The organism is Bradyrhizobium sp. LB13.1 (assembly GCF_054056815.1).
This window is the reverse complement of the sequence record NZ_JBSRYQ010000001.1, coordinates 2,648,303-2,670,965: the sequence shown is the minus strand read 5'-3', so window position 1 is coordinate 2,670,965 and position 22,663 is coordinate 2,648,303. Positions and strand designations below refer to the sequence as shown.

Below are 22,663 nucleotides of genomic sequence, written 5' to 3'. Positions count from 1 at the left end.
CGTCGTCTCCATTTCGTTCCAACTTGCGTTACGACGCTCTCGCTTTGGGATCGAAAGGGGCAACGTTCGACCCCCTCACCTCCCCTGCGTCCACATTGAACAAACCGGCGATCCGCTCCAGGCGGTTCGCGCGTTCACCCGTGATGTCCTCGCTGGCGGATAGCACCTCACGAATAGCGGCGAAGGCCGCGCGACGCTGATTGCCATTTTCAGGCAACAACTTCGGAATGGCGGCGAGAGCCGCTTCCCGATCCAGCAGCAGCATGAAGAACTGCTCACGTACCACTGCCTTGAACTCAGGCAGCGTTAAGCGGTCTCCGGCATGGTCGCGCCGAATCTGACGCAGCGCTTCGATGCTCCGCTCATCGACCATTCCGCGCGCCGAACCGACATAGAGCAGCGCACGCAAGGCCGCCTCACGCAGGCCCCCCTTTCCGATCCTCGATTTCAGCTCGGCGGTCCGCTTCTCAAGCAGCGCACGGTGCTCGGCCGACATCTCCCGGTGACGCGACGGTACGGACTTCGGATCGATGCCTACAGCGGCCTGCAGTGCCGGCGAACCATAGACGTTGAGGAAGATCGCCTCGCTCAGCGCCTCCTGCTGGTCGCGCCAGCTATCCAGCACGTGAACGATCTGCTTGGACATCTGCTCCTGGAATGCCAGGAAAGGATTGTCCTTCGAGACCGGCTTGCGGTCCTCCTCGATCTTGTCCGCGGCAGATTTCACCACGTTCATCCAGGGATTTTTGCTGCTGAAGGCCTCATATTGCAGCCGCAGCGGATGCATGTTGCGCATCCATTCTGCCATCTGCGGCGTCACCGCCTTCTTGATCAGGGGCTGGATAAACTTCTGATACGCCGCGAGATTGAGCTCCGAGACGCGTTTTGCGGCAGCAAACCGCCTCTCGTCCTCGGGCGAATTGCCCCCCATGGCGCGGATGTCGTCGAATGTCCGGGCCTCGCAACGCATCACCCATTGGCCGACGACTAGATCGGCGCTCGCCGTCGCCTCGCCCTTGGCCTCGAATGTCGCCTGATAGAGTCCCGGCGGCAGTACGTCGATCAGATCGATGTTGCTGGAAAATTCGGCGTGCTCTTTCTTGGCTACGCCGCCGGACACGAAGATACCCAGATGGCCGATGCTTTTGTGAACGGTGTAGACGATCGTCTGCGCATAGGCCCTGATTTCATCGACGTCGGCATAGCAATCTAGGATCCAGTTCAGCGCCTGTTGCGGCGGTGTGACATTGTCGCCTTCAGAGCAAAACACCAGGATCGGCGACCTGATGTTACGCAAGTCCACCTTCTGGCCGTCCGACATCTCGATCTTGCCGGCAGCGAGGTTGTTGCCGATGAAGAGTTCATCGACGATGAACTGGATTTCTTCGGCGTTCAGATTGACGTGCCCACCCCACCAGCGCTCGAATTCAAGGTAGCGCTCCGCCTCGCTATCGACATTGGAATAGACGTTGTACTGTTTCGTCCACAGCGTGTTCGAGGGGTTCTGGCCCTCGAAGTTCTGCACCAGCCAGGCGCCGTCGAATTTGCCGGCGCCAAGGTCACTGGTCATTGCGGTCAGCCAGCTTCCGCCCAGGAGACCACCCGAATAGCGCATCGGGTATTTGCCGTGTACGCCGTCCCAATAGGCGAGCGGCGCACCGGCAATGATCAGCGGCCCGAACCGCTCTGGCCGCAGCGACGCCAGGATCATGATTGCCCAGCCAGCCTGACAATTCCCGATCACGCAGGGCTTGCCATCGGCCTGGGGATGCAGGCTTATGACCTTCTCGATGAACACCGCTTCGGCGCGCGCGACGCGCTCAATGGTCTGTCCCGGCATCGGCTCCGGCAGGAAGCCGACAAAATAGCAGGGGTGCCCCGCCTTCATCGCCACGCCGATTTCGCTGTCCGCCTTGAAGCCGCCAATCCCCGGACCGTGCCCGGCGCGGGGATCAACCACGATGAATGGACGCCGATTGAGATCGATCTCAACGCCCTGGGGCGGAATGATGCGCACCAGCGCGTAGTTGACCGGTTCGTCCAGCTTACGGCCATCGATGATCAATTCGGCGGCATATTGCAGGACATGCGGCGCCGTTTGCGCGGCATGTTCCCGGTACTGGTCACCGCGTCGTCGCATGATATCCAGGAACAGCATGCTGCGCTGTCCGGCATCGACCATGTATTCCACGGCTGACGCGACAAGTCCGGACATGGAACCGCCCGGCAGGTTTGAGATTTCCGTCGACATGTTCCGACCTCGCTTGCGCGCCCGGTGTCATACAGAGGGCATCGCGGTGCGGGCCATTGATCTAAGTCAATGTCCGACGGTCACCGATGCGATCGGTAGACTCGAGGCGACCGTCATTTCCCAAGCTGATACCGGCGTGCCGCCTATCACGCCGATGAAGATGAGCGCCGCAAGCTTGCGGACGCCCGCCCAGGATTTAGGCAAACGAGATACATCGGATTGAGAGCGCGACTGCAAAGCACCGCGGCTAAGCCAGAATCACTGGCCCCGCCATTTTGATCCAGCCCAAGCAACCGAACGTAGCCGACCGCTCCATCTATCGGAGCCTGCCATGATCGGCCGCGCGCAGCAAATGAGCCTCTGATGTCGGACCTCGCCAGGTACATCGTGCACGAACATTTGCGAGACGGCAGCGTGGTCGATATCGAGCGCTACGGCGTAAGGATGAGGCCGACATGCTCGCTGCCTTGGAGCAAGCCAGCGCGCAGTCGCTGCAACGTCGCTTCTTCGTGATGAAGCGCCATTTCACGGAAAAGGAGCGCACCTTCTTCATGGACATCGATTTCAAAAATCACGTCGCTCTGGTTGCTCGCGTCGAGGAGGCAGGCCGGAAGGTCATGGTCGGCGGCTGCCGATATGTTGTCTCCGAGCCCGGCCGGGCCGAAATGGCCTTCATGGTGGTCGATGCCTGGCAAGGGCGCGGCGTCGGCTCGACCCTTATGCGGCACCTCGTCAACATCGCGAGGGAAGCGGGACTAAGGGAATTGACGGCGGAGGTTCTGTCCGAAAACACAGCGATGTTGAAAATTTTCGGAAGGTTCGGGTTCAAGCCGGCCACCCGGCGAGACCCACAGACCGTCCATCTGGCGTTGCAACTGGCATGACTTCTGGAACACCGTCTATCAAGCTGCGCTTTTTGCCGATAGCTCCCGGTCCGCCCTCAACATCGGACATTGTCGGCGTCGAGCGCTACTTCGCGAAGGCGCCAGAAGGATTAGCACTAAGGTGCACTGTCCAGACACTGAGGTTGTGCTTGTCTGGGTAAGCGCCTCGTCGATCTTTCACAGCCCCCAAGCCCAAGACGGCGGTGAGCGCATAGCCCCGGCCCGGCGCCCATCAGCTCCTCGCCGGGGCTGTCAGCACGTCGGTTGGTCCGGGACGATGGACGTCGAAAAAGAGCGACAACGTGGTTTGGAGTTGGGCTGCCGGTGGGCGGAGCATGCGTGCATGCTTCGGCACATGAACTTGCCACCATGGTGAGCGGCTCGTTCGACGACCTCAGCCAAATTCTACCACCGGACGTATCTGATCAGTTCGTCGGCGGCTTTCGCGAAGGCGTGTTGCGCGTCTGGCGCGGAGCGTAGGACCTCAGCACAAGGGCGCCGGGTATGAGGCACCAAGCGCCCTTGCACACCCATCATCGGCCGATCCAAGTTGTGAGTTCTAAGGGATCGCTGGACAGGCCGACGAACGCTGGAATACTCGCACGAATCAATAGCCCAATTCCTTGCTGCAATTCAGGCGGCTGCTCCAACGGATGTCACGGACCTCGTAGCAAAAGTTTTTCCAACCCATTGAAAGCAGCGCTTTAAAAAATGGCGCAATCGCGATTCTTATCGTGCGGCGGTAAAGGCGCTTGCATCCGCCGGCCGACTTTGCCCGTACAATTACGGTACCAAAATCGCAGAGCCCCTCTCAGAAACGGTCGGGCCTGCTTGTCTGTTGAGTGGGATACCTTCCTCGCCATGGCGTAGGTCGCTGGTTTATCACGGCTAGTTGGTCGCGGCTGACGTAGTCGGCAAGCGGACCGATAGTCTTGGGGGAACGCTCGTGCTGGGGCTTGTGCATGTTGTGGATGGCGACAGTGCCTTCCAAACAGCTGTCGAACATCGCCAGAAACTCGCCGGTTACGATGTGGCAGCCTCTGCGTCGGCGGAGCAATTGCTGGATCGGTTGAGACCAACCCCGGCTGCATTCTCCTCGATGTGCGACTACCGGGAATGAGTGGTCCTGAACTCCAAGTGCGATCGGACGAACTTGGTTCGACGTTGCCGATTGTATTCGTTACCGGCTATCCCAACATCCAGACCACGGTACGGACCATTAAGGCGGGCGCAGAGGACTTTTTGATCAAGCCGATATCGCCCGACGATTTACTGCGCGCAATTGAACGTGCCTTCGCGCGACGCGAAATTGTGCGTGTCCAGAAAGGCAAGCTGGACGCGGTTCACGCCCGTCTGGCGGCATTGACGCCGCGCGAGCGGCAAGTATTTGAACTTGTCGTTGGGGGCAAGCTTAACAAACAGATCGGGTACGAGTTGGGCTGTACAGAGCGTACGATTAAGGCGCATCGCTCACGGGTGATGGAGAAAATGCAGGTGCAGTCGTTGGCTGAACTTGTGGGCCTTGCTGAACGGATGGGCCTCCTTCTCCAAAGCCCCGCATCATGAGCGAGACAGATATTCTTGAAGCACTAAACGTCTGAAAGTGTCCGAACTGCGGATCGAACAAGTTACGGTTCGGGTTGCGCGTTGATATCGCGGAGCACTTGAACAGCGACTCGCCGGCGCTTTCCAACGCGCAGTAGCTCGCGGGCGCCTCGACCTACTAGGATTCGATAATTTGCGAGGTACTTAGGATGCCGCTTTGATAGCGCCTCGTCCTGTTCGATACAACACGCCCACGCTCGTTGGCCGGCCCCTCACGATCACCTTTGTTTCTCATCTGCCCCTACTGCTCATCCTGTTCGCCGTTCGACAGCAAAAGCGCGGCCTGGCGAGTGAAAAGCGGCGCTGCTCGGCATCTATACCAGTTGGACATCGGTCGGGAAGGTCAAGGAGGGCGGACCACCAACGACCTCTGCGCGTTCCTTACGACTGATCCAGGGGCGGAGGGAGGGAATCTCGAAAGATATTTGCTCTATGGCTGCATCCGAGAACCTCTCGGGGAAGTAAGCCGCGCCTCCTTTAACATGCTCTTCAAATGCGCACGCACTCGAGCAATCCGCGATAACAGCTTTTGGGCGGCTGGCTGATGTCGGCCACGAGCGAGACTCCCGGCGTGCCACCCTAAGGTTCAGCTTCCGGGCCCAAGAAACGCACGTGAAGGGTTATGCAGTGCTTGGAGCTGTCCAGCTGAACCCTGAGTTGGTTTATGGTCGCGCCATTTCCGACGACGACCCCGTGCTTGCCGGAAAGCCTCGGGCCAGCTGATGGCGCCACAACTATGCGGCTGCCCTTGCCCAGTCTCACAGCCGCTGTACTCTGCTCAGCTGCGGATCTTGATATGTGACTGCTCAATGGCATGATCTCCCAACCTATTCGATCACTCTCCTAGATGCTTGGTGCCCGGCATCTCACGGTCTGGGCGGCGGGCGCTGATCCGGAGTTGATCCAGATCTTCTTTCGGACGTAAGGCTACAGTCCCTTCGGACAGCCAGCGAAAAGCGCGTTCGTGCTCGATTGTTCGGTTTGCACGCCCATCTGCTTTAAATCGTGCAGTCCCAAGATCGTGGCATCGACCAGGTCGGTGCGTAGCAATTCGATGAAGGTGGTTGCATCGCGCATAGGTCCGCTCAGCACAAAGAGCCGGCCATAATCGATCCGCCCAAATTTAAGTAGCAAAGAGATAATCGCTGCTATGAACACCAGCGGACGTAGCGATGTCTTTCAACGTAATTAATTCGTTGTGACCGTCCAATCCGGAGTGGATTTGCCAAATAGAATCAGCACCCGCGGCGCTGAAGAAGGTAAATGTCGCACCTTGCGCTGCCGTACCGAAACCCTCGAACTCAATAGAGTCTCCAGCGGCTGCGCCATTTCCGACAAAGTCAGAGATTGTGGCACCATTGGCAAGCGCTGCTTTGAATTTAAATTGATCGTTGCCCACCCCGCCGATAAGGGTGTTCGCTCCTCCATTTGCAACGAGGACGTCGTCGCCGCCGCGGCCATCCAATATTGCAATTCCCGATTTGCCGCTAATCTGATCGCCAAAATCTGAGCCGCGCACTGCAGCAACCCCAGTGAATGTGTCGGTTCCGACATGTGCGACGTCCCCATTTGCAAGACTCGTGGAGATTCCAGTGCTGAGGTCTACGTTCACGCCGGCGGCAGCGTGATAGAACGCTACACGAGTGTTGCCGTTTCCCGTGATGCTGTCGTTACCGGCCTCCCCCTCGAATTCGTTTAGCGTGCCATTGCTGCCGGCGTTCACGCTCGAACCGTTGAACCCGGTCGCATCAAATGTGTCAGCGAAACTGGTCCCGCGGATCGATTCGATCGATTTCAATGTATCGTTGCCTATCGAGGCGTCGCCAGCGACCGTGCCCGCTGCAAGATCAACGACAATTCCTCCGGTGGTCGTATCACTGGACGATGCCGAAAACAGCGCGCGATCAAATCCGCCGCGCCCGTCAATGGTGTCGTTGCCGGCGCCTCCGATCAACTCCTCTGCACCGCTGGCATTGTTGCTACCAAAGAGCTGGTCGTTGAAATCTGAACCGCGTATGGAGTTTACACCACCAGTGAAAGTATCGAAGCCGACGCCTGCCGTATCACCTCCGGCAACACCTTGTCCGGTTCCAGCAACCAGATCAACAGTGACCGCGGCGAGGGCATGCGAGTAATCAACACGAGTATCCCCGTTTCCTGTCACAGTGTCGTTGCCCGCCATGCCTTCGAAGGTATTGAAGGTATCATACGAACCTGCGTTCGTGCTGCCGCCATTGAAGCCGGTGGCATCAAACGTGTCTGCAAACCTGGTGCCTCGAATGAGCTCGACGCCGTGCAATATGTCACTACCAACCGAGCCGTCGCCCACAACGGTTCCGGCTGCAAGATTGACGTCAATTGCAGCGGAAACGCTGCTGTCGTTATAGTTTGCGAGGTCGTAGCCGCCACGGCCGTTTAGCGTGTCGTTACCACCGCCGCCGAAGTAGACGTCGGTGACGGTCGCATTGTTAGTCCCAGAAATCACATCGTTGAAGTTGGATCCAAGGACGGAGTTGACGCCGCCCGTGATGGTGTCCGTTCCGACCGAGCCGTTGCCGATGGCCGTACCTGCGATCAGATCGATCGTCACGCCCGAGGTGGCATTGCTGTACTGAATCTGAGTTGAGCCGTTGCCGGTGATGGTGTCGTTGCCGCCGTTGCCCTGGAACGAGTTGAAGCCGGCATTGAACCCGCTTGCATTATAGATGTCGGCAAGGTTGCTACCGAACGCGCTGTTAACGCCGCCGGTGAAGCTGTCGTGGCCGGTCGAGGCATCGCCTGACGCCGAACCTGCGCCTCCCGCCCCGATCGTAATCGTGACCGCGCCGGTGGCATTGCTGTAGAGCACCCGGGTGTTGCCGGTGCCGGTGATGATGTCATCGCCGCCAAGGCCCTCGAACTGGTTGAAGTTGCCGTTGCTGGTCGAGACGTTCAGCGCGCCTGCCAGGCCATAGCCGGTGGCATCATAGGTATCGATATAGCCGGTGCCCTGAACCCCCTCGATGTTGCGCAGCGTATCGGTGCCGCTCGAGGCATCGCCCGTCACCGTGCCAGCCGCCATGTTGACGACAACCCCGCCCGTCACCGTGTTCAGGTTGTTGTAACTTGCCGTATCGAACCCGCCGCGGCCGTCGATGTAGTCGTCTCCCCCCAGGCCCGTGAACGTATTGTTGTAACTGCTGCCCAGCAGCGTGTCGGCGAAGACCGAGGCTTGAACGGCGTTGACGCCGGTGAAGGTATCGGTGCCCTCGGTCGCGCCAGTGGCACTGCCGGCCACCGTGATGGCCGTGCCGGCGGTGATCTGAAGGTCAACCGTAACGGCGGCCTGCGCGATCGAGTAATTAAGGCGCGTGTTGCCGTTGCCGATGATGGTATCGTTGCCGCCTGCGCCTGCAAAGTCGTTGAAGTTGCCGTTGGTCGAAGAGACGTTCAGGGCGCCGGCAAGGCCGTAGCCGGTCGCGTCGAAAGTATCGTCGAAGTTGGTACCCCGCACCGCCTCCACGTCACTGAGCGTGTCGGTGCCAATGGTGGAATCGCCAACCACGCTTCCGGCGGCAAGATTGATCGTGATACTCGACGTGGTCGCCACGTCGTTGTTGTAGGCGACCATATCGTAACCGCCACGGCCGTCGATATAGTCGTTGCCACCGCGACCTTCAAAGACTTCATACGTGAAGTTGGCGTTGTTGCTGCCGTAGATCGTATCGCCGTAGGCCGACCCATACACGCCCTGCAATGCGTTGGTGAACGTGTCGTGGCCGACATTGGCCGCATCGCCGGCCGCCGTGCCCTGCCCTGTGCGGGCGGCAAGATCGACCGTCACCGCAGCCGAGGCGCTGAGATACTCAACCCGCGTCAACGATTGACCCAGATCGTTGATGCGGCCGGTGATCACGTCGTCGCCGCCCCGGCCCTCGAAAGCGCTTTGGCCCAAGGCCACACCGGGCTGGGTGCTTGATCCCGTAAAGCCGGTCGCATCGAACGTGTCGGCAAAGTCCCCGCCCACGGCGGCTTCAATGCTGATGAGCGTATCGCTGCCGACCCCGGCCCCGGAGCCGGTTCCAGCCGCAAGGTTTACGGTGACCGAGCCAGTCGCATCCGCATAAACCGCGCGATCAAACCCGGCGCCACCGTCCAGACTGTCGTTACCCCCAAGCCCCTGCAGCCGATCATTCCCGGCAAACCCGAAGATAGTATCGGTCTCAATTGTCCCTATAAGCACGTTGGCGCCAGCGTCACCAATCACCGTGACACCAGCCACGTCGAGGACAGCGACGGTGAGATCTCTGTCGAAGATATTGCCGGCTGCATCGGTGACCCGCACGCTGACCTGGTGCGATTGGGCCATCTCGTAGTCAAGGCTCCCGGCCACCAACAGATTGCCATCGCTGATTGTGAACCGGCCACCGGCATTGTCCAACAGCGAAAAGGTCGCTGTCCCGGTACCACCCGGATCAACTTCCGATAGGGAACCGACCACCGTTCCTGTCGCACTATTTTCTGCGACACTCGTGTTTGACAATATGATGTCCGCTGGCGCCAAGGCGTCCACCGCGACACGAAATGCGCTTGAGGCTACACCCGTATTCCCTGCCAGATCGGTTGCCTTGGCCGTCAGCGTATGGCTGCCCTGACTTAGGCCCGCTGTCGTAATTGAGTAGCTGCCGCCGACCGCAATGCCCGTGCCAAGCACGGTCGTGCCGTCGGTGTCGTACAGGGTCACCGTGCTGCCGGCTTCCGCAGTACCTGCAACCGTTAGTGTCGGGTCGTTCGAGAAGCCGTTTTCGGCAACTGAACCCGTCAGCGGCGATACATCATCCGTCACCGTACCGATCGCCGCGGCGGTCGGCGCTATCGTATCGATCGTCACCGCCTGGCTGGCGGTGGTGCCGATGTTGCCGGCGGTGTCGATGATCCGGGTCTGGTAGCTGAAGCTGGTCGCATGCGTTGCCGGGTCGAGATAGCTCCAGCTCGTCGCCGTCGACTGCGTGGCGTCCGCCCAGGTGGCGCCGCCATCGCGGGAGACCTGGATCTTCTCGCCAGAGCCCAGCGCGCCATTGCTGCCGGAGACCGTCAGCGTGGTGTCGCTGGTGATGAAGTCCGCGGCCGTGCCGGTGTCCTGGTTGATCGCCGTGATCGCCAGCGCCTCGGACGGAGCCGTGGTGTCGAGCGTCAAGATCAGCGAGGCGCTGCCCGTATTGCCAAACGTGTCCGTCTGGCTTGCCACGATGGTATGCAGCCCATCAGCGAGACCGCTCGGTGTGAACGACCATGCCCCTTGCGCGTCGGTCGTCACAGTGGTGGAGCTGACAACACCATCGATGGTGAAGTGCACCGTGGTGTTTGCCAGGCCCGTCCCGGTCAGCGCAGGGTTCGAAGTGATCTGGTCAAGCGCCGAAGACCCGGTATCGGAGGTCAGATGCTCCGTCACTGCCGGGCCGGTCGTGCTGAGCGTGTAGACAACGGCGTTGCTGGTCGTCGTATTGCCAGCAAGATCGGTCACCTTGGCCGTCAGCGAGTTGCTGCCGTTACCGAGCGTGACGAGTGCGCTCCAGCTGCCGTCGCCCTGCACGACGGCTGTCTTCACCGGCGTGCTGCCGTCATAGACGGTCACGGTGGCGCCGGCATCGGCCACATCGACCGTACCGGCAATGGTCTGGTTCGCCTGGTTCGTCGGTCCGCCGGCATTGGAGATCGTGATGGTCGGCGCTATCGTATCGATCGTCACCGCCTGGCTGGCGGTGGTGCCGATGTTGCCGGCGGTGTCGATGATCCGGGTCTGGTAGCTGAAGCTGGTCGCATGCGTTGCCGGGTCGAGATAGCTCCAGCTCGTCGCCGTCGACTGCGTGGCGTCCGCCCAGGTGGCGCCGCCATCGCGGGAGACCTGGATCTTCTCGCCAGAGCCCAGCGCGCCATTGCTGCCGGAGACCGTCAGCGTGGTGTCGCTGGTGATGAAGTCCGCGGCCGTGCCGGTGTCCTGGTTGATCGCCGTGATCGCCAGCGCCTCGGACGGAGCCGTGGTGTCGAGCGTCAAGATCAGCGAGGCGCTGCCCGTATTGCCAAACGTGTCCGTCTGGCTTGCCACGATGGTATGCAGCCCATCAGCGAGACCGCTCGGTGTGAACGACCATGCCCCTTGCGCGTCGGTCGTCACAGTGGTGGAGCTGACAACACCATCGATGGTGAAGTGCACCGTGGTGTTTGCCAGGCCCGTCCCGGTCAGCGCAGGGTTCGAAGTGATCTGGTCAAGCGCCGAAGACCCGGTATCGGAGGTCAGATGCTCCGTCACTGCCGGGCCGGTCGTGCTGAGCGTGTAGACAACGGCGTTGCTGGTCGTCGTATTGCCAGCAAGATCGGTCACCTTGGCCGTCAGCGAGTTGCTGCCGTTACCGAGCGTGACGAGTGCGCTCCAGCTGCCGTCGCCCTGCACGACGGCTGTCTTCACCGGCGTGCTGCCGTCATAGACGGTCACGGTGGCGCCGGCATCGGCCACATCGACCGTACCGGCAATGGTCTGGTTCGCCTGGTTCGTCGGTCCGCCGGCATTGGAGATCGTGATGGTCGGCGCTATCGTGTCGACCCTCAGTGCCGTCGACGTCGAAGCCGTGTTGCCGGCCGTATCGGTCACTATGGCCGTTACAACGAAGGCGCCCTGGCCGGCAGGTGTGATCGAGGTGATCCAGTGACCGGCCCCGTCCACCGTCACCGCCGCACCGTTGACGGTCAAGGTCGAGCCGATCTCCGCGGTGCCGCTGACCTGGATGCCGCCTGCGGCTTCCGATGCGTTGATCAGATTGTCGCCGCCCTCGATCGTCGTGATCGCAACCGTCGGGCCGGTGCTGCTGAGCATATAGACCACCGCGGCACTGGTTGCGGTGTTGCCGGCGGCATCGCTCACCTTGGCTGTCAGCGAGTTGCTACCCTGATTCAGTGTGACCGTGCTGCTCCACCTGCCGTCGCCCCGCACGATGGCGGTGCCGATCGGGGTGGTGCCGTCCAGGATCGTCACGGTGGCGCCGGCATCGGCTACGTCCACCGAACCGGTGATGGTCTGGCTCGCCTGGTTGATCGGACCCCCGGCGCTGGTAATCGCGACCGTCGGTGCCGTCGTGTCTAGCGTGAAAACAACGGGCGCGCTCGTCTTGAGATTAGTGCTAGGGTTAGAGGCCACGATGCTGTGGTCGCCATCACCCGCCAGAGTGACCGTCTTAGTCCAAACGCCGCCAGAACCAACGGTAACCGCTCCGATTTGCGTAGTGACGCCATCATAGGGTGTCGTACAGCGTCAGAGTGGACCCAACGAGGGTCGGATCAACAGTTCCGCTGATCGTCTGATTGCCTTGGTTGACTGAACCTCCTGCGCTATCGATAACTATAGGTCGGAACGAAATCGGGACAAAAGCTTGCGTGTTGTCCAAAGAGACAGCCGGCTTCGTTGTTGACGCAGAACCTCCTGTGATAGAAGCGAGCGTCACAGAAGTAGGAGTGATCGATCCACCACTAGCCTGACCCTTCACATCGTCTGCAATGACGGTAGTCGAGGCCTCGGTGGGCGAGGCTGGCGGACTTCCAGCGAACTTCTGCAGCGTCTTCGTATCGACATCGCCTCGCTTGCCGTCACTGGGTGACGGAGTGTTCGGCGCAAGCTGTTTGCCGATGTCGTAGGTCGTCAACACCTGCTGAAATGCGCTGAATTCCTGAGCAACTTGGCTCTGGCTCTTGCTGACGTCTTGGGTGATCACCTCAAAATTGGCAGCTGGCGTTACGGTCAGCGATGGACCATTGCTGGTAATTATCCCGATCGCATCTCCCGCAACACAAGCGCCTTGAAGTACGCTCGCTGGAACGCATTTGAAGACCTGGACTGAATGAACCTGCCCATCGTGCTGATCGGCAACGGAGATCGAGACCTGCCCATCCACCGCATCGACGTTGAGAATGACTGCTGTACCGCGGATTCCGATCACAGCAGAAGGCGTTGCAACTTGCATGTCGCCGGTCTTGGCGACCTGGCCTGCTACGAAACTGGCCGCGCCTTGGACAAGTGTGAAAAGAGCATGATTGGAACCACTAGTCAGACCGACCAAGGTACCACTCGCACTATTCTGCTCTTCATAACCTAAATCATTCAACATAAACCGAGCGTTGGCACTCAGATTGAACGTTGAGCCGTCAATCAGAACCAGACCAATTGTCGAGCTAGTTCCAGTTTGCACGACGTCGTTCTGATAGACGACGTCTCCATTATTTGCCTCGATAGTAACGCCATTGCGAACGATGCTGGCGCTTCCCGTTACAGTGGCGACATGACCAATCACCTTTGCAGCCGACGCCGCATTTCCGGCAGCTTGAGCAAAGGTTTGATAGCCGGTTAGCGCTTCTACCACTCTTGGATCGAGTAGCGCACCGTCTGCCGAAATGAGCGAGGCGCGCTTTTCACCGTGAAAGTAACCTTGGATTGTGACACGTTGGTCGAGATCCGAGATAATGAGATCATGGCCCGAGCGTGCATACTCGCCCGAGAACATGAGATGCGCATCGGAAATGATCACCGTGTTGGCTGGGCCAGGCTCCAGCAAACTGAAGGACCCCACGCTAACTCAGACCCCGCAGCTTCGAAGTTCGGTTGCAATGGGGTGTTCAAATGGCGCCCCCTGAAGAAACATTTGCAAAATATTCAATTTAATTTTAATATCATCTAATTAATTGCGAGAGAAGCGGTTTTCTTCCTCCGGACTTTCTTAAGCCCGACGATCGCTCAACCTGCCCGGCTTTCACGAGCCCGCCTGACGAACTGAGTTCGTGTTTCCTTGGTTCGGCGCCGGACGCGCTCCGGACAAGAGGCGCGTTAAGCACTAGCAGTCTGCTGAAAAACCTTGAAATGGAGAATTTTCATTTTCCGCCGGTCGTTTTTGGAGCGGCGCGGTAGAGTTGGATGTAATTTCGAGCTTGGTATTGAGTGTGCCCCGGCGCGGGGTGGCTATGCGGCGAGCAGTTTGGGAATTCGGATCAGGTTATAGGCGATCAGATTAAGCAGGAAGTCGGCGGCGACGCGAGCGATGCCCCGATGTTTGGTCTTGCGCATGGTGCCATGCTGCTTGCCCCATCCGAAAATGCACTCGACCATCGCCCGGCGCGATTGCGACATGCCGTATCCCGGATGCCGCGTGGTTCGTTCGTCGATCGCGCTGTTACGGTTCTTGCCGGTTTTGGTGATGGCCTGGTTCTGTGTCACATGCGGCGTCACGCCGATGGCGCGAAGATTGGCGACATGATCGGCCGTATCGTACGCCTTGTCCTCACCAGCCGTGATGCGGCGACCTGCGGCTTTGCGTCTCGCCTTCAGCATGACCTCCGCAGCCCGGCGTTCGGCGGTGCCATTGGCATGCGTGACCCTGCCGGCCACCGCCAGCCCATGCCGGTTCTCCATGGTGGCGTGGCCCATATAGCAAAGCTTGGCCTCCCGTCCGGCCGCCTTGCGATAAAGCCTGCTGTCCGGGTCACTGGTGCTCGCATGGGTGTCGTTCTTGCGTTTCTGGCCATGGAAGTTGGCGCCGTCATCATCGTCGCCGCTGCCGTCCTTGGGGCGAAAACTCTTCTGCGAAGCCCAGGCTTCGATCAGCGTTCCGTCCACCGAAAAATGCTCGTCCGACAATAGCGGCTGGACCTGAGAATGGTTCAGAAGCCTGGTCATGAACTTCGTGAACACATCGCCGTTCTGCAGCCGCTCCCGGTTCTTGGTAAAGGTGGTCGGGTCCCAGACCGGATCGTCCGGCGACAGTCCCACGAACCAGCGATACAAAAGATTGTAGTCCAGTTGCTCCATCAGCTGGCGTTCCGAGCGGATGCCGTAGAACACCTGCAGCAGCAAGGCGCTCAGCAATTGCTCCGGAGGGATCGAAGGACGTCCCTCGCTGGCGTATAGCTTTCCAAGGCTGCGGTTCAAATCACTCAAAACATCCCGGACAAGTTCCCGGACCTTCCGCAGCGGATGGTTCGCTGGCACACGTTTATCCGGCGCGATGTACGAAAACAGGCCGCCCTGATCCGTAAACCTGCCGCGCATGATCGTCTCCGCCGATTCGAGATGATAAAGTGAATCATCAAGTCCCCCTCCCTGGCGAGGGGGTTTTTCAGCAGACTGCTAGGCTCCTCGCCGTTTTTTCCGAGGCGCGGCGGCTTTCGTCTTCAACTTGCCGGCCGCGCCATTCGACACACGAGCGACACCTCCGAGCGCACCTGCAACAACCTCGCGCTGAGCGTCTAGCCAATGAATCTAGGCTTTACCGTGCTCACAGCCGCTTCCAATCCATAGCTGCTAGGCGCGTTCGCGAATGTTCCGTTCCCGATCAGACGTCGGGCTCCACCGATTTCCGAGCGGCATCCTGCCGTAGACGTTAACAAGATTTCAAGCTGGCATATGGACTGCGATCCGCGCTGGCATAGGACCAACAAGGTCGTCCCCCCTTGGCAGTAAGGTGAACTATCGCTGGGGAAGATCATGTCGTATTTGGGATAACGAGCGAAGCCATGGAGAAGCCGGCCTATTTGTAATAAGTGGCCGTAGCAATTCACGCCCACGTTCCGACGCTACAGTGAAATCGATGCGATTCCAGTTCTTTGCGTAGTGCACTGTAGAGGAGTGGACATCCGCAGACGTTAAAGCATCGGCCTGCAGACGCTGTTTCCACGCTCACTGTTCGTGTGGTGCGTCGCAGAGCATGCATCCAGAGCGTGCTAGTTGGAGTCGAACTGGACCACGAGTTTGATAGCTACTGCGGTTGGGCATCTGCAGAGGTGAGCCCTACCTAGTTAGCCTGCTCAGTCCTGTTCAACTGGGCCAGGAGCCGACTAGTTGGTAAGGTTCGCGTTTGAACTTTCCCGGTACTGTGAGTGGATTGCCAATTGCCTGCCCCCCGCCGCGCGGATGGTGTCGATGAACAGCTTCGCGGCCGGGTTCAAACCAGTCGGACCACCATGTCCTCTAGCTCCAACGCCAGTATCGCCAAGAAAGCGCGCACGAAGGCTGAGGCGGATTTTGCCACCTGGCTCATGATGGCCAAGCTCGGTGGTTTCGATGACCTGCCGTCCAGCGCTCAAAGATTTCTGACTAACTATCGAACTCGGCTCGAGACAATGAGCGAGGCCCAGTCCACAGCCCTCGCCGTTCGCGAGGTCTACAGCGCTTATTACAGCGAGATGGGAGGCGTAGGCGCAGCACCGGAACCAAAGGCTCGGACGCCAACGACAGAGGGCAAAGTCGTGCGGTCCCAAAGACCGCCTAGACCTCAACCCCGTCAATCGGCTGCGCGCCATTCGACAAGACCAATGACCCGAAAATCCCTCCCGGCACTGCTGATTTTCGCGAGCATGGTGGCACTGGTTGTCGCGTTCGGATTTCTAGCGCAGTAGGACCGCCCGCGGATTGTGTGCGACGCCAGTTTCCTCCGATAGCGACCCAAATAGCGGAAATCGTGCACTTCGCATTTGGGCCAGGAGCGGAAGTTCCGTGCTCGCGCCTTGAGACTTCTCTTGGGCTTCACGGGCGGCGATTCTCTTCATCATCAGTTCATTGCCATTGACCGAGATCAAGGATTCCGGTCGTCCTGGAGCCATGATAATACGGGGTCCGGCACCAATATGATGGCGCATCGCACGCTCGTGATCGTGGTTGATGACGATCCGGCTCTGTTGAAGAGCTTGGTCCGGCTTTTAGCGCGTGAGAGCGGCAGTGTAGCGACAGCAACGTGCCTGCTGCTTGATATGCACCTCGGGGGAATGTCTGGCATGGAGCTGGAGCGCCGGTTTGCGGCCTTAGGATCGAAGTATCCCGTCATCTTCATGAGCGCAAACGACCGCGAGCATACCTGCAACAGGGCGATGGATGCCGGCTCCATCGCTTGTCTGCGCAAGCCGTTTCGCAGGCTCTCTTGCTGAAGCCATTTCGAAAGCGGCGGCTTCGCGGACGCAGATTAAATAGGTGCGAGGTCACCGCTTCCGTTTTCGGGCAGAATGCGGGGTCCTGCCGACGCTCGGAATGAATCAGCTTAGGACCCGGCTGTGACACGGCCTGGCCCAGAAGCAGTATCGAAGACACTTCTTGATCGCGGCTGCTTATCGAGCAGCTTCTAAAACGCCCTCAATGGCCGCTCAGCACCAAGGTCTTGACAGGCAGCACGAGCGCCTGAATGCGTAGCAGCATGGCGTGCACAATGCCGGTGGCATCGACCCCGTGTAGCGCAAAGCGCTTGAGGGCGCCGGTCTCTTTTGCCCTCAATCACATCGTGATTGCTGGTGTAGGCGTTTGCGATGCAACTGCTGCCGGGTGTCACGCCCTCGAGCCCGCCCTTGAAGATTGGCTCCATGAAAACGAGAATGGTGCCGGGCCGCGCGACCTGCTGCGCCTCGATCAGTTGTTCGCCGCCCCTGAACTGCCCCGCCGCGATGTAGTCCTGCACACTGGTCACCACCATCGGGATGATCGTCCACGGCTTGGAGATGCAGGTGGCTTCGGCCACCATTCCGACCTTCATGACCTGAGCCTCGATCTGCCCAAAGCCTGCCATGAGCGCACGCCGTCCTGCACCCTGCGGGATCAGGACGCCGGCCGTGCGCATGTTTGGCGTAACGATGTCACCTGGCCTCAGTCCAAATTGCTCTACCCGCCCGTCGACGCCGGCCCGAATGAAGGTTTTGTCCAGATCGACCTGCGCTTCGGCCAATGCGGCCTCGGCGCTTGCCTTCTCCGCCGGTAGCAGAGCGCTCAGCCGCGTCGTCGCGGATTGCTTGGAAGCGGTCGCCGCGTCTAGAGTGCCCTGGCGACCCGCAACGGCCACACCGAGCTTTTCGATGTCGCGCTGCGGAACGATTCCGGGGTTGCGCTTCTGCAATTCAGTCTTGGTATCGAGTTCGTCCTGAGCCTGCTGCAGCGAACCCTTTGCCTCCTGAAGCTGGCCTTCCGCCTTCATGACATCGGCCTGCGCGGCCAGCATGGCGGCGTCGATTTCGGCGATCTTGCGCTTGGCCGTCATGAGCGACGCTTCCTGCTTGGCGCTGTCGAGTCTGAAAAGCAGATCACCTCGTTTGACGTCCGCACTGACGTCGACGTGAACCTCGGCAACCCGGCCGTTGACTTCGGTCATGATCGGGACAGTCCGATAGAACAACGTCGCCGACGAGGTCGACGGATGAAAATAGAAGATGATCGTGATGAGCGAGACCGTAAGCATCAGGCAGGCGATAATGCCAAATCGCAGTTCGAACCAGACCGAATAGAGCGTGATTTCGTGCCCGAAGCGCTTGCCCTGCCGATAACGACGATAGAGATAGTCCGGAAGGATCGTGAAGGTGGCGCAGAGGAGGAGTTCAAGCATTGCCCGGCCTCCCCCGCTTGAAATCGCGCTCGATCCTGTTCTTGATCTCGTCGACGGAAGCGCTAGTCTTCGCCACGTCTGGCACTGTATGAGCCGCAGTAAGATTCGGCGCTTCGGTAGCGTCCGGCTCCGGCGCAACACCGGCCATTCTTTCGACTGCTCCGGCGATCTTCCGCAGCGGCGTGCTGAAGTCCGGCAAGTCGATCATGGCGAGGAACAAGCCAATCACCCAGAATAGGTGATTATGCGTGAACAGCGCCAGCAGTCCCAGCACGGCCACGATTTCGAATTGAAACTTCTGCGACTTGTGGGCCATCCGCTCCGGCATCGTGTGCAGGTGCAGATAAAAATTGCCAACCAGCAGAACGGCGCCGACAAGAAGAATGCCGACAACCACCATAATAATATCGGTGTCACCTGGAGCGGTGATGAAGCCTGGTAGATGATGAGGCGCAGCCGGATGCAGGTCGCTCACGTACTACTCCTCCGATTGCCCAGATTGAAGACTGAGCTTTGCGTCTACATACTCGCACAATGCAGATACTTGGCAAGCTGGCTTGCGGCGAGCGCTGTGCGGGCCTCTCAGCGTATCGCTAGGACAATCACGCCAATTCATCATCAGTGATCCGCGCCTGACGTAGCAGGGACGACCACCAGCCCGAGACGGCCCGGAGGCGGACGGCGGACATAATGAGAATACCTCGCGACCATTTGGCGCGGGCCGTTCGGGCGGAGGTCCTTTCTGGCTCAAACCGGCTATGTCAAACTCAAGGGGTGACGTTCGCTCCGCCTTGACGAAGGCGGCCGCTGGCTGCACCCATTCGCAGGTCGAAATCATACCGCATCGCACCCTGCAGTCTCAGGCCGCATCTTGCAGCCTCCACACTGCCTTGTCGCGCCTTTCCGATTACTGGTGAAATCTGAACTCTAATCGATCCGCTTGGCTGGAAGTGAGATGATCGAGCAACGCCAGAACTTTCGGCTTTGCCGCATTTTGTTCTGGCCGCACCGATCCCTCGCAATCGGAGGGGCACAAATGACATCCATCTCCAATTCAGGAGTCGCGGAAAGGAGGCTGTGCCCAAGCCCAAGGCACGAAACCCGTCGCTCGACCGCGCCCGATGCAGTCTGATGCCGACGGCATGTTCCTGGTGCACTATCGCACTGTAGTGCAATATTAGCTGTTCGATTTCAATTGGCCGGTGACCGTGAAAGCACCCATCGGATTCGTGTTGACCGTCGCATTTAGCTGGGCGCTGACGCGAGCGTTGAGCCAGATGCCGGGCGCGAAGTGCATGTTGTGAGAGTGACCCGGATGAATGGAAGATCAAGCCAAACTCGAATGCTCACATTCCGGACTTCCATCACGTTTGCGGTGATGACGTTCATCGTCGCGCTGACGGCGCTGCTGATCACCATTCAGCTACATTCGTTGCGTTTTGCCACCAAGGAAGCCGCGTCTGCCTACATGGATGCAACCAGCGCCAAGGTCCTCGGGCGTCTTCAAGGTGAACTCTCCTCGATTTCATCCCTGGTCAATGTACTGGCCACCAGTTCAAGTGTTGCCGACTCGAATGAACGAAGCGAGACTGGCCGTGCTGTTCCGCTGTTCAAGGCTGCCCTGCAGGAGATGCCGCAGATGGACAGCATCTATGCCGGCTTCGGCAATGGCGCCTGGTTGCAGGTTCGACGCATCAGGGACCTTACCGAGGAGCAGCGAGAGCGCTTGCGCGCGCCTGCCAATGCGGACGTTGCGATCAGCTTGATTCGCCCGGCCGCGGGAGGCGAGTTGCCGTTGCGACGAATTTTTCAGGATAAGCAAGGCAATGAGATCGATGAGATCGATGTGTGGAAGTACGGCTACGACGCTCGCCAACGTGCTTGGTATTGGGCGACAATGCAGGCGGACCGGCCCCATATTTCAGAACCATATCTCTCTTTCAGCATAGGAGCGCCGGTCATCACCGTCAGCGCGCCGCTGCGCGGAAAGGTGCCGGGTGTGATCGCCGCCGACCTCAAGCTCGACAGTTTCAGCAACTTTGTCCAGGCCCAGCGACCGGGTGAGCATGGCACCGTCATGATCTTCGATCAGGCGGGATCGCTGATCGCCCACCCGGAATATGCAGATCTGATTACGGGCGCAATGACGCACCCGACCCGATCGTCATTGCCCAGCATCGACGAGCTAAATACAGGAACTGTGGCCTCTGTGATCCGCGGCTCCTACAATAAGGACAACTACGAGGGCAACATTGACGACGGAACGGGCAGTTTCCTCTTTAGGGTGACCAAGTTCGCGCTCGGCGAAGGCTATAGCGGCAGCATATTGCTGCTCGCGGCCCAGGATGACTTCGTCCAGAACGTCCGCAGGCTGCAGTTCAACGGTCTCGTTTTGGCGACCCTGGTTGGCGTGGCCTTCATTCCGGTCGTCTGGATGTTCGGCAGCCAAATGTCCCGGTCCATCCAGCGTATCACCACGCAGGCGCGCCAATTGCAGACACTGGCCGAACCCGAACTCGTGCCGGTGACCTCTTACATCAAGGAAATCCACGCGCTCGGGAGTACAATGAATCTCGCGCAGCGGGCGATATGGTCGTTCGCTCATTTCGTCCCCAAGGAGATTGTTCGCGGGTTGATCGACAATTCCATCTCGACCGAGCTCGGCGGCGTGAAGCAGGAGATCACGTTGGTTTTCACTGACGTTCAAGGCTTTACGACCATTGCGGAGACGGCCGATCCTGACGTGCTCATGCGGCAGACGTCGCGGTACTTTTCGGTGCTGACGGCGGCTTTCCTCGCTGAGGGAGGGACGGTCGACAAGTTCATCGGCGACGCTGTCATGGTGTTCTGGAATGCGCCGCACCCGCAACCTGATCACGTCGCGCGCGCCTGCCGAGCGGCGCTTGCCGCCAAGGCCGCAGGCGAACAGCTTAACCTCGAGTTCGAGACCGAGGGGCTGAAGCCGTTCACGACGAGGTTCGGCATTCATGTCGGTGAGGCCGTGGTTGGCAATGTCGGATCGACCGAGCGCATGAACTATACCGCGCTGGGCAACACGGTTAACCTTGCGGCGCGGCTCGAAGGTTTGAATAAGGAAACCGGGACAACGATCCTTGTTAGCGAGAATGTGTATCGGCGGGTTGGCGGTCTCTTCAAGTTCCGGGCCCTTGATGCCGTGGTCGCCAAGGGTATGACCAGGGAAACAAGTATCTTTGAACTCACGGGGGCATCGACATGAAGGGCACGCCGATCTCTCGAATGGCGGGGACGTTGTTCGCGCTCTGCCTGTACTTCGCCGCTTCGACTGCTCGCGCCGCTGATGACACCATCAAGGTTGGCATTTTGCATTCCCTGTCCGGCACCATGGCAATCAGCGAGGCCGTCCTAAAGGACACGGTCCTGATGATGATCGCGGATCAGAACAAAAAGGGCGGGCTGCTTGGCAAGAAGCTTGAGCCGATCACCGTGGACCCGGCGTCGGACTGGGATGTATTCGCCGAAAAAGCCCGCGAGTTGCTCGTGAAGGAGAAGGTTGCGGTCGTATTCGGCTGCTGGACGTCGGTATCCCGGAAGTCGGTTCTTCCGATCTTCGAAGAGTTGAATGGCCTTCTGTTTTATCCGGTACAACACGAGGGTGAAGAGAGTTCGAAAAACATCTTCTACACCGGAGCCGCGCCAAGCCAACAGGCAATTCCTGCCGTCCGCTACCTGATGAGCAAGGAAGGGGGGCAGGTTCGCAGGTGGGTTCTGCTCGGAACCGACTATGTCTATCCCCGGACCACTAATAAGATCGTGATCGCCTATCTCGCTAACCAAGGGGTCGCACCCGAGGATATCACAACGATCTACACGCCGTTCGGGCATTCCGACTGGCGGGAGATTGTCACAAGGATCAAGGCCTTCGGTTCGGAAGGGAAACGGACCACGGTGATATCGACCATCAACGGAGAAGCCAACACGCATTTCTACCGAGAGCTGATCGCGCAACAGGTGAACGCCGGCTCCCTTCCGGTGATGGCGCTGTCGGTCGGAGACCGCGAAATGCTCCAGGTTGGCGCCAGTGACCTGGCTGGCCAGCTCGCAGCATGGAATTATTTCCAGTCCATCACGTCGCCAGAAAACGATTCGTTCGTGAAAATGTGGACGGACTTCAGCGAGCAACGGGACAAGACGACGAACGACCCGATGGAAGCAACCTTCATCGGCTTTCGAATGTGGACACAGGCGGTGAGACAGGCTGGCACGACCCACATCGATGCCGTCCGGCAGGCGATGTACGGTCAGAGGATTAAGGCACCGAGCGGCTTTGAGATCATGATGAACACCAATCACCATCTCTCGAAGCCCGCAATGATCGGCCGAATCAATTCCGCTGGGACATTCGACGTAGTCTGGCGCTCCATCAACCCGATCAAGGCCTCAGTTTGGAGCCGATATATTCCCGAGAGCGCGAGACTGACTGCCGATTGGGCCTTCCCGTGGGTTTGCGGCGGATGTGCCGAGCCGACATTCAAGGACTGACGAAACACCGCACGCCAACGAGAACAAAT

The 22,663-nt window shown here is 59.3% G+C and carries 13 protein-coding genes and 1 pseudogene; 7 read left to right on the top strand and 7 right to left on the bottom strand.

Annotated features, from left to right (window positions below):
- Window positions 1–28: 28 nt before the first annotated feature.
- On the bottom strand, window positions 29–2,251 hold the full coding sequence (locus tag ACVWYI_RS12655) for a DUF3141 domain-containing protein (RefSeq protein ID WP_456662198.1): 2,223 nt from the start codon (window positions 2,249–2,251) through the stop codon (window positions 29–31).
- Here ACVWYI_RS12655 and ACVWYI_RS12650 point away from each other — a divergent pair.
- The 3 genes from ACVWYI_RS12650 to ACVWYI_RS12640 all read left to right on the top strand — a co-directional run bounded on the left by ACVWYI_RS12650 (window position 2,214) and on the right by ACVWYI_RS12640 (window position 4,701).
- On the top strand, window positions 2,214–2,474 hold the full coding sequence (locus ACVWYI_RS12650) for a hypothetical protein (protein WP_456664627.1): 261 nt from the start codon (window positions 2,214–2,216) through the stop codon (window positions 2,472–2,474). The two genes, ACVWYI_RS12655 and ACVWYI_RS12650, sit on opposite strands and share 38 nt — an antisense overlap.
- A 244-nt stretch (window positions 2,475–2,718) precedes the next feature.
- Entirely contained in the window at window positions 2,719–3,135 is a 417-nt protein-coding gene (locus ACVWYI_RS12645) for an N-acetyltransferase family protein (protein WP_456662197.1), read from the top strand.
- A 1,116-nt stretch (window positions 3,136–4,251) separates the two neighbouring features.
- Entirely contained in the window at window positions 4,252–4,701 is a 450-nt protein-coding gene (locus ACVWYI_RS12640; protein ID WP_456662196.1) for a response regulator transcription factor, read from the top strand.
- 966 nt (window positions 4,702–5,667) lie between these two features.
- Here the strand turns inward: ACVWYI_RS12640 and ACVWYI_RS12635 are convergent.
- The 4 genes from ACVWYI_RS12635 to ACVWYI_RS12620 form a co-directional block, all read right to left on the bottom strand.
- Window positions 5,668–5,817: a hypothetical protein gene (locus ACVWYI_RS12635; RefSeq protein WP_456662195.1), complete on the bottom strand. Its 150-nt coding sequence runs from the start codon at window positions 5,815–5,817 to the stop codon at window positions 5,668–5,670.
- A gap of 46 nt (window positions 5,818–5,863) precedes the next feature.
- A complete protein-coding gene (locus tag ACVWYI_RS12630; RefSeq protein WP_456662194.1) occupies window positions 5,864–11,911 on the bottom strand; it encodes an Ig-like domain-containing protein in 6,048 nt (2,015 codons plus the stop codon).
- A gap of 94 nt (window positions 11,912–12,005) precedes the next feature.
- On the bottom strand, window positions 12,006–13,292 hold the full coding sequence (locus ACVWYI_RS12625; protein ID WP_456662193.1) for a FecR family protein: 1,287 nt from the start codon (window positions 13,290–13,292) through the stop codon (window positions 12,006–12,008).
- 428 nt (window positions 13,293–13,720) lie between these two features.
- Complete coding sequence (locus tag ACVWYI_RS12620) at window positions 13,721–14,806, bottom strand: IS5 family transposase (protein ID WP_456651353.1); 1,086 nt, start codon at window positions 14,804–14,806, stop codon at window positions 13,721–13,723.
- Between the two features lie 911 nt (window positions 14,807–15,717).
- Here ACVWYI_RS12620 and ACVWYI_RS12615 point away from each other — a divergent pair.
- Window positions 15,718–16,152, top strand: coding sequence for a hypothetical protein (locus ACVWYI_RS12615; RefSeq protein ID WP_456662192.1), 435 nt, complete (start codon window positions 15,718–15,720; stop codon window positions 16,150–16,152).
- 120 nt (window positions 16,153–16,272) lie between these two features.
- Window positions 16,273–16,677 carry a response regulator gene (locus tag ACVWYI_RS12610; protein WP_456662191.1) on the top strand — a complete coding sequence of 135 codons (405 nt, stop codon included), beginning with the start codon at window positions 16,273–16,275 and terminating at the stop codon, window positions 16,675–16,677.
- Between the two features lie 202 nt (window positions 16,678–16,879).
- Here the strand turns inward: ACVWYI_RS12610 and ACVWYI_RS12605 are convergent.
- Window positions 16,880–18,113 (bottom strand): annotated as a pseudogene (locus tag ACVWYI_RS12605) (HlyD family secretion protein).
- Entirely contained in the window at window positions 18,106–18,588 is a 483-nt protein-coding gene (locus ACVWYI_RS12600) for a hypothetical protein (protein ID WP_456662190.1), read from the bottom strand. Before ACVWYI_RS12600 ends, ACVWYI_RS12605 begins: the two are co-directional and overlap by 8 nt.
- A 903-nt stretch (window positions 18,589–19,491) precedes the next feature.
- Here ACVWYI_RS12600 and ACVWYI_RS12595 point away from each other — a divergent pair.
- Window positions 19,492–21,351 carry an adenylate/guanylate cyclase domain-containing protein gene (locus tag ACVWYI_RS12595; RefSeq protein ID WP_456662189.1) on the top strand — a complete coding sequence of 620 codons (1,860 nt, stop codon included), beginning with the start codon at window positions 19,492–19,494 and terminating at the stop codon, window positions 21,349–21,351.
- Window positions 21,348–22,634, top strand: a complete 1,287-nt coding sequence (urtA, locus tag ACVWYI_RS12590; RefSeq protein ID WP_456662188.1) for an urea ABC transporter substrate-binding protein — start codon at window positions 21,348–21,350, stop codon at window positions 22,632–22,634. The genes ACVWYI_RS12595 and urtA overlap by 4 nt, the downstream gene beginning before the upstream one ends.
- Window positions 22,635–22,663: the final 29 nt, after the last annotated feature.

What these genes read in the sequence shown, in the direction of transcription:
- ACVWYI_RS12615 (WP_456662192.1), top strand. Translation starts at nt 15,718, where the DNA reads ATGTCCTCTAGCTCCAACGCCAGTATCGCCAAGAAAGCGCGCACGAAG.
- ACVWYI_RS12650 (WP_456664627.1), top strand. Translation starts at nt 2,214, where the DNA reads ATGGAACCGCCCGGCAGGTTTGAGATTTCCGTCGACATGTTCCGACCT.
- ACVWYI_RS12620 (WP_456651353.1), bottom strand. Translation starts at nt 14,806, where the DNA reads ATGCGCGGCAGGTTTACGGATCAGGGCGGCCTGTTTTCGTACATCGCG.
- ACVWYI_RS12655 (WP_456662198.1), bottom strand. Translation starts at nt 2,251, where the DNA reads ATGTCGACGGAAATCTCAAACCTGCCGGGCGGTTCCATGTCCGGACTT.
- ACVWYI_RS12640 (WP_456662196.1), top strand. Translation starts at nt 4,252, where the DNA reads ATGAGTGGTCCTGAACTCCAAGTGCGATCGGACGAACTTGGTTCGACG.
- urtA (WP_456662188.1), top strand. Translation starts at nt 21,348, where the DNA reads ATGAAGGGCACGCCGATCTCTCGAATGGCGGGGACGTTGTTCGCGCTC.
- ACVWYI_RS12635 (WP_456662195.1), bottom strand. Translation starts at nt 5,817, where the DNA reads ATGCGCGATGCAACCACCTTCATCGAATTGCTACGCACCGACCTGGTC.
- ACVWYI_RS12595 (WP_456662189.1), top strand. Translation starts at nt 19,492, where the DNA reads ATGACGTTCATCGTCGCGCTGACGGCGCTGCTGATCACCATTCAGCTA.